The following is a 14,614-nucleotide window of genomic DNA, read 5'->3' on the forward strand; positions in this document are numbered from 1 at the left end:
ACGAAGGAGAGCTGGCTTTTCAACAGAAGGTAAGATTATATAAATTTCAAATGTGTGGTTAAGGAATAACTGCCGAGTCATATAGATGAAAGGATGATAGCCAAATGCCTAGTAAACTCTCTTTAATTTCTTCTGGTATATTACTCTTAATAGCCTTATTTTCTACTTTTTTATTTTTCAGAACAATATTTTCCCATTTACTTCCTGAGTTCATGTTAGCTAAAACACTTCCTTTAGCAATATTTTCAGGCTTTACATGGGTGGCATTTTCTATAACTCTAAGGCAACTGGAGAGGTAGTTTAGGTTTAAGGAATCCATGAAGAAATCTGTATACTAGGAAAGCCAATTAAGATCAATAATAGGGGGGTAAATATGAATAGTCCATCAAGTAAATTTCTATTGTTTGGTGCTTTACTAGCTGCTCTTCTATCTTTTATCCTGGGGACTAAACTTGTTTTGCTGTCTGCGGGGTTATTGTTAGCCAATGCAGTCTTGATTCAATCAGTAAAGCAAGAGAAGGTGCAGGATGGAGACAATGACTGAATGGGTTTTTGTAAAAATCCATTCAAAAAACAACTGAATCTACTTAATAAAGGCATTGCAATGTTTGCAATGCCCTTAGAGATTGATCAACTAACTTTGAGAGGTTCATCGTTTATGCTAGGTTGATTATCATTAGAAGTAGACTCTTTATTAAATGCCAATAAAAGTATCATTCCAATGATGCAAACAGTGCCAAGCCATTGAAAGAGTCCAAAGGGTTCTTTTAACCAAAAAACTGTGGTAAGTACGGCTGCTAGTGGTTCCAGGCTCCCTAGGAGACTTGATTCTTTAGGCTGAAGGCTTTGCAGGCTTTCGATATAGAACCAAAATGCAATCATTGTTCCAAATATGATTACGAATATTAAATAAAAATAAGCTTCCAGATTTAGTTTTTCAAAGTCCATTTGCCAGGGTGGATGGATGAAGCTTAATGCAAAACCACCGATGATCATGGCCCATCCCACAATGACAAGCGAATCGTATTGTTTCAGTAACGGAATGGCATAAAGTGTATAAAAAGCTAAAGCTAAGCCAGATAAAACACCCCAAACAATAGCAGGTGCCGGCACCGATAACTGAGAAAATGAGCCGTTCGTCAATAAGAAAAAACTCCCCACTAACGCCAGGGAGACAGTCAACACGTCTTTTCGTGTAAGCACTGTCTGTTTGCGGACAAGTAAGTATACAATAATCATTACGGGAGCTAAATATTGTAAGAGTGTTGCTACAGCAGCATTTCCATGTTCAATGGATGCCATATAGGTGTATTGCACTCCCAGCATACCGAGCAACCCGAAGGTTGTTAAATGGGCTGCTGTCTTACGGTTTTTCCAAACATCAAATATTTGGGAACGGTCAGCTCTGAAAAATTGAACTCCAAGAAGTAAAAAACCTGCTATAAGCAATCTGGTTGTTACCAACCAATTTACATCGATCTGATATTCGTGAAAAAGCTTTTTTGCCACTGTTCCTCCGATTCCCCAAAATACTGCTCCTGTTATAACAAGGAAGATTCCCTTTCGTCTATTCATGTTTGATCTACCACCTTTAATTATAAGAATAGTATATGATATTTTATATGATAAGTAGATAATGTATGGAATAATACCTGAATCGAATGAAAAAATATAAGAATATTGAGGTGGTATTATGCAGATGAAGAATTTTATGGTGGATCAAAGTTTAAGAGAATTAACAGAACATCGTACAGTTGAGCTGCCTATTGCCTGTTACGAAACAATCATTCATCAGAATATCAATGGGTATATACCACTTCATTGGCATGACGAATTTCAATTCGTGCATGTTGTTAAAGGACATTCCGTTTTTCAAGTAAATGAAATGAATATAAACGTAAGTGAGGGCGAGGGTCTGTTTATAAATAGTGGCCGGCTGCACATGGCAAAAGATTACGAAGAGTCAGGCTGTGTCTATATTTGTTTAAATGTTTCGCCATCCTTCATGATATCACAAGAACTTTACACTACCTATATGCACCCTTATATTCAAGCAACTAATTTATCATACTTGCATCTGGTCCCAAAGGAGGATTGGGCGAAAAATATAGTGGAGGCTATTGTAAATATCAATCAATTGATACGGGAAAAATCACCGTACTATGAGATCGACATCAGCAGCCAGCTAATGTTTATTTGGAAAAACTTGATTAAAAACGGATTTTCTTTAAAGTACGAACATACGGAAATCATAAAGGGTCAGCGAATGAAGCAAATGCTAAATTGGATCCACCAGCATTACCACGAAAAAATCCTATTAGAGGACATTGCAAGAGCTGGTCAATTAAGCCGGTCAGAATGCTGTCGATACTTTCAGCGGATTTTAAAAAAGTCACCTCTAAATTACGTGAACGATTATCGGATTCAAAAAAGCTTAATTTTATTGAAACAACCAGAATCCAACGTTACAGATGTTGCCTACCAAGTAGGATTTAACAGCACAAGTTATTTCATTGATAAATTCAGGAAATCGATAAATATGACACCTTTGGCCTACAAAAAGCAGAAAATTCCCAAATCATTTTTACAATAGTACCAATTCGAAAAAATTTTAAAGAAGGGCTTTTTTGAAAATAAAAGAATTAAGTCTACTAGAGGCTCCTTTTGTATTCAAACGATACTATACCACCACGGAGAAATCGTGAAAAAAGCATAGCTGGATAGTCAAAAATTTATAAGCAAAAAAGGGGAAGTTTCATGTTAAATCGAGTCATTCAGCAATTTGGATTGCAGATACAAGAAATGAATGAGGTTGAAGATTCGCATAGTTCTACAGTCTGTAGAAGTAAATTGTCAAACGGTCTAAATGTTTTCTTGAAAATCCCTTATACAAAACTGAAATTTCAGCGCGAGTTAGAAGCCTATGAAATTTTAAAAGGACGTGTCTCCATTCCTGAAATGTTGGATTATTGGCATGGGAATGAAGAGTGCCCCGGTGCATTTTTATTATCTGAATTAAAAGGGAAACCATTGAAGCTGGATGCTTCACCTGAAGTGGCGTTCCAAGTTGGAGTTCTTCAGGCGGAGATGCATGCCATTCGTCCACCTGCTGGAAAAAAGCTAATTGGAATACAAAATGAATTTGCTAACTGGTCTGATTTTGTTGAGCAGCAATTTTATAGTTTTGCTGAGGACGTCAAAGTTTTGTTGGATTCACGATTATATACTCAAGCGATTGAGAGATTTGAGAAAATGAAGCATCAGCTGCCATCCCCAGATGGACCAAGTTTTGTACATATGGATTTCCGTCCTGCCAATATTATCGTTAACGATCATTCAGTTTCAGGAATTATTGATTTTGAAAGCGTCCGTTTTGGGTCGGCTGAAGTTGATTTTACAAAACTGTATAGGGATTTTTTGCGCTTTGATTCTACTTTATATATTGCTTTTCGAGAAGGTTATAACAGCATAAGATCATTAATCGAACTAGAAAGAGTCCTGCCTTTTTACCAATTTACCGATGCGTTCAACAGTATTGGCTGGTGTAAACGCAGGGGACTTGAGAAAAATGCAGTGTTTCTTGAAGAAAATTTAGAAAGGTTAAAGAGCTTTTTACAGTAAAGGGGAGAGGGCTCTTACCTTCGTGCATTTTTTGTAAATTGGGAAGGATGAGAGCATAAAATAGGTTTTGTGCAAAGTGGTGCACATGTAGTGCAAATAGACTTGATCATGATCAAGTCGCTGGATTGACTTTTATCAGGGAGCAGAATGACATGAAAGATAAATTGATTGAAAGCATTAAAAAGGTGTACCCCGATATTTACATTAAAGATTATCAGTTAAATGAAATTGGCCAGAATAATGACGTCTTAATTGTTAACAATTCGCTTGTATTCAGATTTCCGAAATATAAAAGCGGGATTATACAATTAAAAAGAGAAGCGGAAATTTTAGAGTATATTAGTAAGACCATTTCGGTATCAATTCCTAACCCTATTTACGCTTCCTTTCATGAGTCAGAACCAGGGAAGGTCTTTACTGGATATAAAAAAATTGAAGGTGAGCCTTTATGGAGGAAAAGTTTATTAGAAATCAAGGATGATGAGAAAATTAGAAACCTGGCCACACAACTTGTTGCTTTTCTAGCAGTAATTCATTCGATTCCCGAAGAAAAAGCAAGACAGGAACTGAATCTTGAGATTCGTCGTCCACGGGAAGAAATATACGACCTCTACGAGAAGATCCAACAAAAACTATTCCCTTTTATGACGAATGTTGCACGAGAGAAAGTGTCAGAGTCGTTTAAGGTTTTTCTAGAAGGAGAGGCACTTTTGAATGTAAAGGTAACACTCATACACGGTGATTTTGGAGCGTCCAACATCTTATGGAATCCAAAGAGTCGTGAAATATCAGGAATCATCGATTTTGGCGGCTCTGGTTTGGGAGATCCGGCGTATGACTTTGCAGGCATACTTGCAAGCTATGGAGAAGAGTTTTTTAATATGTGCATTGGCCAATACCCAGGCGGTAAAGAAATTGCAGACCGAGTAAAATTCTATAAAAGTACATTCGCATTGCAAGAAGCGTTGCATGGAGTCGAAAATGATGACTCCCAGGCTTTTGAAAATGGGATGAAGGATTATAGATAGGTGGCTTAAGATACGATTTGTATGAAGTAACCTTTGGTTCGGACAGCTTTTCTACGCTAAGCACAAAAGTTGTCCGAAGTAGCCCTAAGTTCGGACAGCTTTTAAACGGTAGGCACAAAAGTTGTCCGAAGCAGCCCCAAGTTCGGACAGCTTTTTACTGGTAAGCACAAAAGTTGTCCAAAGTAGCCACAAGTTCGGACACTTTTAAACGGTAAGCACAAAAGTTGTCCAAAATAGCCCCAGGTTCGGACAGCTTTTTACTGGTAAGCACAAAAGTTGTCCAAAGTAGCCCCAGGTTCGGACAGCTTTTTACTGGTAAGCACGAAAGTTGTCCAAAGTAGCCCCAAGTTCGGACAGCTTTTCTACGCTAAGCACGAAAGTTGTCCGAAGTAGCCACAAGTTCGGACAGCTTTTCAATGGTAAGCATAAAAGTTGTCCGAAGTCGTCTTAAGTTCGGACAGCTTTTCAATAATAAGCACAAAAGTTGTCCGAATCAGGACCAAGTTCGGACAAAACCCAAGCCAGCGCAGCTAATTTTGTCTGAACCATAGTCATCATAAAACAATATCGTAACTGTATTACTAAAATTTTCCACACTAAAGTAATGTGCGCACAAAACTAAGACTGGATCCACCAACTTTGTCCAGACTACTAGGATGATTAGCCTTAATTTAAAGGTTGGTTAATAATCCTTTTTATCTCCAATTAAAAACAATTTACATATTCTATATAATCCGTTATAATTACTTTTTGTAATTCCGACTAAACTTATAAGAAAAGGAAGTGTTTAGTTTGGCTCAACTTAATGTAAACAACAATGAAGCTAAACAATCTATAAATTTAAAGCTGTCACCAACGACGGTAGTAACTAAGCTGAATCCAGTTCAGAAGCCGTTTGTTATGCTAGGGGTTTTGGCTTCGGTGATTATGCTCATCGCAATTTTAGCGGTAGCAAATGGGACACAGGGTGTGTTGTTCATTATTGGCCTTGCCCTTGGAGCAACGCTTCTTCATGCCCGCTTTGGTTTCACATCTGCTTTCAGGAGGTTTGCATCTGTAGGGAATGGCCAGGGACTTCAGGCACACATGCTCATGCTTGCGGTGGCTTCTACTCTGTTTGCCATTATTTTAAACACTGGTTTTAGCTTTACTGGCATTGAACCTAAGGGTTATGTCTCACCTGTTGGAGTTAGTGTTCTGTTTGGTGCTTTCATATTCGGTATAGGAATGCAGCTCGGTAATGGCTGTGCTTCAGGAACGCTTTATTCACTTGGAGGAGGATCTTCTTCCATGATTCTTACTCTGTTGTCATTTGTAGCAGGTTCAACTCTTGGGGCGTACCATTTTTCATTCTGGATGGAAGATACGCCTGCACTGCCTCCAATTTCGCTAGCGACCTCTACGGGCCTGGGATATGGCGGTGCACTGGCAGTCCAGCTTGTTCTATTTGCCTTGATATACTGGATTACACTGCAAATTGCTAAAAAAAGAAAAGCGCCTGCGATGAAGGCTCTACCAACCACAACTGGCTGGAAAAAGGTATTGCGCGGGTCATGGCCGCTATTTGCTGCAGCTATTGTCCTGGCCGTATTGAATGCTCTTACCCTTACAGTCCGAGGAACACCATGGGGAATTACTTCAGCCTTTGCACTATGGGGAGGAAAAGCACTGATGGCGATGGGAATCGATGTCACGTCATGGGGATACTTCTCAACAGACGCCAATATTGCTGCCCTGAATAATACCGTTCTTGCTGATTCCACCAGTGTCATGAATTTTGGAATCATCCTTGGAGCATTAATTTCAGCAGCTTCACAGGGTAATTTTAAGCCTGGCAAAATAAAGCCTGGCGTTGCAGGAGCTTCCATTATTGGCGGTCTTTTGATGGGCTATGGAGCGAGATTGGCCTTTGGATGCAACATCGGTGCTTATTTTGGAGGAATTGCAAGCTTCAGTCTGCATGGCTGGGTGTGGGCAATTATGGCTATGCTTGGAACGATGGTAGCATTATTCATTCGTCCGCTGTTCGGTTTGAAAAATCCAAAACCAAACGATTCTGTTTGTTAGTGGATGATAAATAAGTGATTTAAAGGCTCGGAGTATGATTTTAAACTCCGAGTCTTTTTTGCATCCAAGCAACATTTGAAGGTTAATACATAAAAACGGATTGTTTGGAAACTCTATATTTGAATTTAAAATTAGGAGGAAAGAACATGAAGTTTTTTCAAGGGTTAACAATCGTATTAGTCATTGCTTTAAGTACTGGATGTGCAATGAACAATGGAGCCAGGGAAGATGTCAGGGATGACAATAATACAAGGATCCAAAATTACGACCAAACAGACAGAGGCGCGAGGATTCTTAATGATAATCTCGATGGCGATAATAATGATGTGCAAATGCGAGTTCACGATGATGTAAAAAACAACATCGAGGATTTAAAGGAAGTTAGAAGGGCACATGTTATTGTTACAGATCATACTGCATATGTTGCTGTTGTTTTAAATAATGATGAAACAGGCAATATCAGAAAAGATCTCGAAAATAAAATTTCTGATAAAGTTAAATCAACTGATAAAAGTATAGACAATGTTTATGTTTCAAGTAACCCGGATTTTGTTGACCGTATGAGTGATTATGGCAACCAAATTCAGAATGGAAAGCCTGTAAGAGGCCTGTATGATCAATTTAAGGAAATGGTCCAACGAGTTTTCCCATCGGCTAGATAATATTTGTTATAAAGCGGGTAATCCCTGTCTCTCGGGGGCGTTAATCTAAAAATAGATTAACGCCTCTTTTTTTTGATAGCAATGCTCTTTAAAATAGTTCCTAGTTTACCATTCCTGTTTTCCTATCCAAGTAAGAAGGTAATCTTAGGGTTTTGCAGAATAAATATAAACTATGGTAAGCCAATTGCAGAAAAAGAGGAGGGGAGAGAATTGCTGCAAAGAATGGGGAATGCACCTTACTTTTTATTAGTCATCGCTGCTTTGTTCTGGGGAGGCAATGCGGTGGCTGGCAAGTTTCTTGCTGGTTCGCTTCCGCCGGTGACAATATCGTTCACTCGTTTGGCGATTGGGGTTTTAATTATGTCTCCGGTCATCATTAAGCTATTCATGCATGAAAGAGCTGCCTTCCGCGAGCATTTCAGGCTGCTTTTGTTCCTGGCGGTGACGGGCGTGATTGGCTTTAATTTACTTATCTATTGGGCTGTCAATTATACAACGGCCATAAATGCGACTTTATTGAACAGTACGAGCCCTCTGTTTATTTTCCTTCTATCAGCACTGTTGATCGGGGAGAAGATGGAGCTGAGGTACTGGGTTTCGATGGTTATTTCGATGCTTGGGGTGCTTGTTGTCATTACTCATGGTTCTTTTGAACGGATGCTGTCACTGCATTTTAATATTGGTGATCTGATCATGGTACTGGCTGTCATTTCGTGGGCATTGTATTCTATTTTTATTAAGAAGATTTCCGGTAAAATACCTTCTTTAGCAATTTTCGGATTTACGCTGACGATTGGTTTTTTGCTGATGATTCCTGCGGTGGGGATCGAACTGTTCATGGTCCCGGTGGGAAATGTAGGACTAGAGGAATGGAGTGCGCTATTTTACATAGGGATTTTCCCATCCATTTGTTCTTTTTTATTATGGAATCGTGGGGTTGAGCTAATTGGGCCTTCAAAGGCGTCGATATCGTTGAATCTAATTCCGGTGTTTGGTACCGTGTTCGCGTTCTTTGTTCTCGGTGAGGTGATATCTTTGCCGCAAATCCTTGGCGGATGCCTTGTTTTTGCAGGAGTGGCCATCACTTCTTTTACCAAAAAGAAAACTGTACAATTAGCAGAGGAAGCATAGAAGGGGGATTAGATGATGTACCAAGAAGGGTTTGTAGAGGTTACCGGGGGAAGAGTCTGGTATGAGATTTACAACAAGGATGCAAAGGGGACACCGGTTGTGATATTACATGGAGGTCCAGGATCCTCGACTTATTCATTAAAAGGATTAAAAGCGCTTGGCGAGGATCGCCCTGTTGTGATGTACGATCAGCTGGGCTGTGGTAAGTCAGACCGGCCGGATGATCTTTCTCTATGGAAAATTGATCGATTCGTTGAGGAGCTTGGACAGGTTCGCGAAGCATTGAAGCTTACCGAAGTTCATATACTTGGACATTCCTGGGGAACTACATTGGCTGCTGCATATGTCTTGACCAAGCCAATTGGCGTGAAGAGTGTCATTTTTTCGAGCCCCTGCTTGAGTGCACCTATGTGGGAAGAGGATCAGAAGCGGAATATCGCCAAGCTGCCGACTGAGGTTCAGGAGACGATTTTGCGCTGTGAGGAAAGCGGGGAGACGGATTCCGCGGAATTCCATGATGCGATAAAGGCGTTCAATAAGGAATTTGTTTTCCGGGGTGAACCAGATCTGGAATGGATAAAGGCTGGAGCCGGGATGAGGAACCCAGTGGTTTATGAAACGATGTGGGGACCTTCCGAATTCACGGTAAAAGGGAATCTTAAAACCTTCGATTGTACCCAGCAATTGAGCAGGATTGAGTGTTCGACACTTTATACATGTGGCCGTTTTGATGAGGCGACCCCAGAATCGACTCAGTATTATGCCCAAATGACCCCTGCATCAGAGGTACATGTCTTTGAAAGCAGTGCCCATATGGCGTACATTGAGGAACCTGAAGAGTATCTGAGAGTGATTGGTGAGTTTCTAGAAAAAGTCGATTGTAAGGTGTGACTTTTGCTATACCCCCGCATGAATCCTTTGTGCTATGGTAATAGTGTTAATCAAGCATAAAGGAGTTTTTTTCATGAGCTGTGGATGTTCTCGATTGGAAGATGGCAAAGCTATTGTCGACCATGTGAAAAGCAAAGGAAAAGAAAAAATCAAACCGCGTGTCGCACACCGAATTGCCTGTGAATGTGGTGAAATATTCACGATGGAAACGGTAATCACTAATTGTCCGAGCTGTGGCATGACATACGGCGTTACCCCATGCAGTTCCGGGGATTTCAATAAAGTGAAAGCTGCAGGGATTCAATATGCTTAATAGTGAAATCTCTCGAGATATCGAGGGATTTTTTTATTTTCATTTTAGAACAGAAAAGTACTTTATTTAGGTAGGACATCATGGTTTTCAATTGTTGAGGGTCTGTTGAATTTTTGATCCAATAAAAGAATTCCCTTTATGGACCCTTTAACCAACAAAAAAGTAAGGGAAAGAACCATAAAGGTAATATAGCTATTCCAACCTTTATGATATTTAACTAAACCAGTGTTCTTTTCAAGCCAATGCTCCAAAATGGTCATCGGTCCACTAAATAGTGGAACACATAATATAGACTTTAAGGTATCCATTTTGTTAGTGAATTGATTATACATCACACATGTTAAAGGAAACAGGACATACAAAAAAACAATGTTGGAATCGAAAAGTTTCGGGAAATAGCGATGTGGGTATTTAACATATTTTCTTTTTATAACTGGACCGTCAAAAATCGTAGAGACCAGAGTCTTTATAAAATAAATAAGAACCCAGTCTTTAAATTTATATTTTTTTCTCGACAAAAAAAAGATGCTTCCGAAAAGACCAATTAAAGTCAAGATATTCAATATGGATCTATCTTTCATGTGTATCCCGCCTCCTGACCTTTAAATTGCCCTGTTCATAAAAAATTATGTAGATGAAAACCATACTAAACACGAGAATTGATAACCTTTTGTAAATAAGTTTCTTGACCTTGTTAATCAATTTATTTACTGATTTTTAACGTCATCTTACTGTTCCCAATTTCCGGGTGAGCCTATCAAAGAAGAATTAATATGATAAAATCAGAGGAGACTAAAATCGAGGGAGCAAAAAATGAATTCTTATACATATTTCTATCAATTTTTAGAGCCGCTTTCAAAGGAACTGGCATTGCTGGCCAGGGAACTTGAAAATAGTATTTTCTCTAGTCCAAGAACGATGCTGACTCATTCAAGGGTATTTATTGAAAATATTTTGCAGCAGGTGACCAAACTAGAGGGAATTTCAGAGGATGCCCGGACTGGTTTGAAAGAAAGGCTGGATTTGCTCAATGATCAGGGATATTTGATTCCTGAGATTCGAGATGCGCTGCACTTGGTTCGGAGATTGGGAAACCAGGCAGCACATGATGCGCGAATGTTTCGCTATTCTGAGGCGCTTTTGTCATGGGAAGCTTTGTATAGCATCGTTAAATGGTATGTCGAGGTATACGGTCCAATTGAATCAGCAGTGCCGGAATATCAGGATCCTTCTCCACAGACAGAAAAAGTGTTCGATATGACAGAGCTAGAGATCAGGTTGAAGGGTTTGGAAGAACTATTGAAGAACCCGCCAGTACAACAAGCTGAGACGCAGGCAATGGAGGAAGTGGCCGCGGCAGTTGCTGCGCCGATAGCAATCGAAGTTCAGGAGACACCGGGTTTTACGCCAATCAGGACGATCACTTATAAAGGAAGATCTCTTGAAATTCCTTATTTTCTGCGTGATGCATTTCTGTTGCCCCAGCGTTTCGATAAGTCCGAAACTTTTTTGATTCGACTTGGTGCAGAGCAGGAGGCTCGAATCATTAGTGAACTGCCAAGTAACCTGGAAGGCCTGCATAAGAATGTGAAGCGTTACAGTGAAAAAAATGATGAGCAGTTTTTCGACGAGCTTGGTGTTTTTATCGAAGAAGAGAAAGTGCGGAGGAACCTGACACTGAAGCGCCAGGGCGAATTGTTTTTCTTTTACAAAGCGAATCATCTTGTCGTGACAGATGAGTTGAAGAAAGTTCAACTGACTGCTGAGGAATTCACGGGGATTCCAAGTTTGTTGAGACAGTTGAATGAAGACCAGATTTATACTGTCAGCCAGCTTCCAATGGAGCTTGTGATTTTAGCGAAGTATGACAATGTTGGAGTCGGGACTGTTGAGAAGTTATTCGATCAGCTGAAGGCTAGGGTTACAAACCACACAGTCCAAGCAGATGACAATAGTTCAACAGAGCGAAAGAGCTTCAAGAAGTGGGAATCATTATACGTAAAAGTAAAGCTGGATGGTAATCAATCTGTTATTGAAGGTTCTAGCGTTCCGGCAATTTGGAAGGAAGCGATGAAGTGGATGGAAGACAATCGTCTTCCTCTGCACAACCTGGTAAAAGCAGGCATTATCCTTGGATCTACCGATATTGGCAAGCGTTATGCCATTGCGCTCCAGCCCTTCCATCCAGATCAAAGACCATTTACTCAGCTTCATACTTATCAATCACAAATTTCTGGGGATGTATATTATCTAGAGACGAAAATCAATCCGAAGTCCGGGCTTGAGACACTTGGTAAGGTTCTCACCCGTTTAGATGTTGAGGTGGATATCCCATTATTGAAGGGTGAATAAAAATATCAAAATGCCGTGGTGATGCCACGGCATTTTTTCACCACTTCTAAAAAAGAAAGTGCTCCTTACTTCCTCTTTTGTGCTTTTAACTTGTTCATTTCTAGCTCAGCTGCGTATTCCTCTTGCGATTTCCCTTGCTTGAAACTTTCAGATTGGATTTTCCTGAACTTGTTATCATTTTGATTTGGCATGTAAATACCTCCTTTTTAATCATATGTATTTTGTTCGAATTTTGGAGGATTATTCTTGTAGTTGTAATAGTGACAGATAAATTGAGTGTCTTATGTTTGATAAGTTTCTCATAATTCTATATTATTTTGCTATTCCGGATATAATGAAAGCGCTTTACATGTGAAACTATTCACAAGTATAATGAGAGTGTAAAAAAATAAGAACCATTTCCGGGAGGAATTACGATGTTAGCAGACATTATCTATGAATTCAGAAACTGGTTGTTAGGTGACACTTTGCCAAAGGTCGGAAATGAGGAATTTGAAAGAATCGAATCAAAGCATACAAGAGTTCATCACGATGAAGATATCTATGAAATCATTCGAGTACATTAAAAAGTATATAACTCAGAATTTTAAATATCAAAACGATCAGCAGTCCAATTCCAGGTGAATTGAACTGCTTTATTTTTTATTATAGAAAATAGGAGCTGACTGGTATATGATAATACTTCGATCTGTTTGGTTTTTACTAATGAAAAACGGATAAAACTAAACAAGGAACGTACAAGAATATGGAGTTGATTTTTTGAGTAAAGATAAGGGTAAGAGCGGAACAGGCAGAGGTACAGGCAAAAAAGGCTGGAATCGCTGGCAAGCAAGTGCAAATAAAAAAAAGAGTGCAAAACCCTATAAAAGTAAAGGTGTAAAACATCAAGATGCTTCAAAAGATGAACTATCCGAAAATTAGTAAACACTAGCGAAAATTGTGCGTTGATCCAGAAAGTGGATTGACGCTTTTTTGTTTTTAAACGGAAGGCAAATTGAATAAATTTCTGATCCGTTTTGGATTTCCTTTATTACTTGGAATCAGTGGGGTTATCCCCATGTAATTGTAGGTCGCTAAATAGGGAAAGTGAAAAAATTAAATCACTGCATACTCGTGTTACTCAAAATGAGATTAATGAACTAGGAGTATGTGTTCTTAAAAAATAAACTGATAAGGAGTCTTCTTATTTAAGGAGGTTCCTTTTTTTACTTCTTTTTTTCTGGTTACCTTACCTAATCTAGATGGTTAGTTTAAATAAATTACTTAATAGAAAATTCTTTTTATTAGCCTTTACTTTGTAAAAGATTTGTATTTTAATTGTTATATAGTTTAGAATATTATAATTTTTCAAAAAAAGAGAGGGGAAGTATGTGAATGAGAAAGCAATTTAGAAGATTTGCCCAGTTTACGACCTTATCAAGTCTGCTATTGTTGTCGGCTTGTGGGGGTGCCCAGTCATCTGTAGAAAAGGAGGCAAACGGGGCAGGAGGAAAAGTAACAGCTGATATCGGAGTTATATCCTATATCAGCGGACCGGGAGCGGCCTATGGTGAAGCAATTACAAACGGGCTGAACCTTGCAAGTGAAGAAATTAATAAAAAGGGAGAAGTAGAGATCAACCTCGTCATTGAGGATTCCTCAGGTAAGCAGGATCAGGCATTAACCGCTGCGCAGAAATTGATGAATTCCGAAAATGTGACGGCTATTATTGGGCCAACCCTAAGTACCGAGATGAATGTAGTTGGTCCTGAAGCGGACCTGAATGGGGTGCCGATTATGGGAACATCTACTACTGCAGAAGGAATTCCGCAAATTGGTGAATATGTATTCCGTAATTCTCTTCCTGAAGCACTGGCTATTCCAGCAGCGATCGATAAAGCGATTGAAAAGTATGACGCTAAAAAAGTAGCAATCTTATATGGAAATGATGATGTGTTTACAAAGTCAGGATTCGATACGATGAAAAAGGCAGCTGAAGAGAAGGGGCTTGAAATCTTGACCATTGAGACCTTCCAAAAAGGGCAATCTGACTATAATGCACAATTGACGAAGATTAAAAGTTTGAAACCGGATCTAATCCTGGCTTCCGCTCTTTATAACGAAGGTGCAGTCATTATGGACCAGGCACGTAAAATGGGAATTGATGTTCCGTTTGTCGGCGGGAATGGTTTCAACTCTCCTGAAGTGATCAAAATTGCTGGTGATGCTGCCAACGGCTTGATTGTGGCAACTCCCTGGTATGGTGAAAAAGACGATAAGAAAGTACAGGACTTCGTAAAAACGTATGAAGATAAATACGGCAAAAAGCCCGACCAGTTTGCTGCACAGGCGTATGACGCTCTTTATATTATGGCTGGAGCGTTAAAGAAGGCTGGAGAGGCAGACCGGGATGCAGTTCGAGATGCATTAGCGGAAACCAAAGATTTTCAGGGGATCCTTGGAAACTTTTCGTTTGATAAGGACGGAGATGTTGTAATGGAGCCTACTGTACTTGTAATTGACGAAGGCAAGTTCAAGGTTTTTGAATAGTCATCCCTAAGATCCATCAG

The 14,614-nt window shown here is 39.5% G+C and carries 17 protein-coding genes; 13 read left to right on the plus strand and 4 right to left on the minus strand.

Translation table 11 applies throughout. The features are described from left to right. Window positions 1-58: 58 nt before the first annotated feature. Window positions 59-319, minus strand: a complete 261-nt coding sequence (locus tag M3593_RS11150) for a hypothetical protein (RefSeq protein ID WP_251541380.1) — start codon at window positions 317-319, stop codon at window positions 59-61. A gap of 54 nt (window positions 320-373) precedes the next feature. On the opposite strand from M3593_RS11150, the gene M3593_RS11155 reads away from it, so the two are divergent. Further along, window positions 374-544: a hypothetical protein gene (locus M3593_RS11155; RefSeq protein WP_251541379.1), complete on the plus strand. Its 171-nt coding sequence runs from the start codon at window positions 374-376 to the stop codon at window positions 542-544. 86 nt (window positions 545-630) lie between these two features. Here the strand turns inward: M3593_RS11155 and M3593_RS11160 are convergent, their stop codons facing one another. After that, window positions 631-1,575, minus strand: a complete 945-nt coding sequence (locus M3593_RS11160) for a DMT family transporter (protein ID WP_251541378.1) — start codon at window positions 1,573-1,575, stop codon at window positions 631-633. A gap of 124 nt (window positions 1,576-1,699) precedes the next feature. On the opposite strand from M3593_RS11160, the gene M3593_RS11165 reads away from it, so the two are divergent. From M3593_RS11165 to M3593_RS11200, 8 genes are all read left to right on the plus strand, one after another. After that, entirely contained in the window at window positions 1,700-2,593 is an 894-nt protein-coding gene (locus M3593_RS11165) for a helix-turn-helix domain-containing protein (RefSeq protein WP_251541377.1), read from the plus strand. 164 nt (window positions 2,594-2,757) lie between these two features. Then, the gene (locus M3593_RS11170; RefSeq protein ID WP_251541376.1) at window positions 2,758-3,621 is read left to right on the plus strand and encodes a phosphotransferase family protein; all 864 of its coding nucleotides are present in this window, start codon (window positions 2,758-2,760) and stop codon (window positions 3,619-3,621) included. Between the two features lie 152 nt (window positions 3,622-3,773). Continuing rightward, window positions 3,774-4,649: a phosphotransferase family protein gene (locus tag M3593_RS11175; RefSeq protein ID WP_251541375.1), complete on the plus strand. Its 876-nt coding sequence runs from the start codon at window positions 3,774-3,776 to the stop codon at window positions 4,647-4,649. A 900-nt stretch (window positions 4,650-5,549) separates the two neighbouring features. Then, window positions 5,550-6,716, plus strand: a complete 1,167-nt coding sequence (locus tag M3593_RS11180) for a YeeE/YedE family protein (protein ID WP_483308918.1) — start codon at window positions 5,550-5,552, stop codon at window positions 6,714-6,716. 146 nt (window positions 6,717-6,862) lie between these two features. Continuing rightward, window positions 6,863-7,378 (plus strand): YhcN/YlaJ family sporulation lipoprotein, encoded by a 516-nt coding sequence (locus tag M3593_RS11185; protein WP_144475622.1) that lies wholly within the window; start codon window positions 6,863-6,865, stop codon window positions 7,376-7,378. A gap of 210 nt (window positions 7,379-7,588) precedes the next feature. After that, window positions 7,589-8,509 (plus strand): DMT family transporter, encoded by a 921-nt coding sequence (locus M3593_RS11190; protein ID WP_251541371.1) that lies wholly within the window; start codon window positions 7,589-7,591, stop codon window positions 8,507-8,509. A gap of 12 nt (window positions 8,510-8,521) precedes the next feature. Beyond that, window positions 8,522-9,400 (plus strand): proline iminopeptidase-family hydrolase, encoded by an 879-nt coding sequence (locus M3593_RS11195; protein WP_251541369.1) that lies wholly within the window; start codon window positions 8,522-8,524, stop codon window positions 9,398-9,400. 73 nt (window positions 9,401-9,473) lie between these two features. Continuing rightward, window positions 9,474-9,713, plus strand: coding sequence for a hypothetical protein (locus M3593_RS11200; RefSeq protein WP_251541367.1), 240 nt, complete (start codon window positions 9,474-9,476; stop codon window positions 9,711-9,713). 62 nt (window positions 9,714-9,775) lie between these two features. Here M3593_RS11200 and M3593_RS24025 read toward each other — a convergent pair whose 3' ends face one another. Further along, on the minus strand, window positions 9,776-10,294 hold the full coding sequence (locus M3593_RS24025; protein ID WP_285847962.1) for a CBO0543 family protein: 519 nt from the start codon (window positions 10,292-10,294) through the stop codon (window positions 9,776-9,778). Window positions 10,295-10,526: 232 nt separating this feature from the next. Between M3593_RS24025 and M3593_RS11205 the strand changes: the two genes are divergently transcribed. Beyond that, window positions 10,527-12,065: a DUF4145 domain-containing protein gene (locus tag M3593_RS11205; RefSeq protein ID WP_251541365.1), complete on the plus strand. Its 1,539-nt coding sequence runs from the start codon at window positions 10,527-10,529 to the stop codon at window positions 12,063-12,065. Window positions 12,066-12,130: 65 nt separating this feature from the next. Here M3593_RS11205 and M3593_RS24030 read toward each other — a convergent pair whose 3' ends face one another. Next, window positions 12,131-12,256, minus strand: a complete 126-nt coding sequence (locus M3593_RS24030; protein ID WP_023614463.1) for a hypothetical protein — start codon at window positions 12,254-12,256, stop codon at window positions 12,131-12,133. Window positions 12,257-12,481: 225 nt separating this feature from the next. Between M3593_RS24030 and M3593_RS11210 the strand changes: the two genes are divergently transcribed. The 3 genes from M3593_RS11210 (at window position 12,482) to M3593_RS11220 (ending at window position 14,594) form a co-directional block, all read left to right on the plus strand. Continuing rightward, window positions 12,482-12,631, plus strand: coding sequence for a hypothetical protein (locus M3593_RS11210; RefSeq protein WP_186326702.1), 150 nt, complete (start codon window positions 12,482-12,484; stop codon window positions 12,629-12,631). Window positions 12,632-12,824: 193 nt separating this feature from the next. Then, window positions 12,825-12,986: a DUF3934 domain-containing protein gene (locus tag M3593_RS11215; protein ID WP_251541362.1), complete on the plus strand. Its 162-nt coding sequence runs from the start codon at window positions 12,825-12,827 to the stop codon at window positions 12,984-12,986. Window positions 12,987-13,439: 453 nt separating this feature from the next. Then, window positions 13,440-14,594 carry an ABC transporter substrate-binding protein gene (locus tag M3593_RS11220; protein WP_144475617.1) on the plus strand — a complete coding sequence of 385 codons (1,155 nt, stop codon included), beginning with the start codon at window positions 13,440-13,442 and terminating at the stop codon, window positions 14,592-14,594. Window positions 14,595-14,614 lie beyond the last annotated feature (20 nt).

It is taken from the genome of Mesobacillus sp. MER 48 (assembly GCF_023714225.1).
GTDB lineage: Bacteria > Bacillota > Bacilli > Bacillales > Cytobacillaceae > Mesobacillus > Mesobacillus oceanisediminis_A.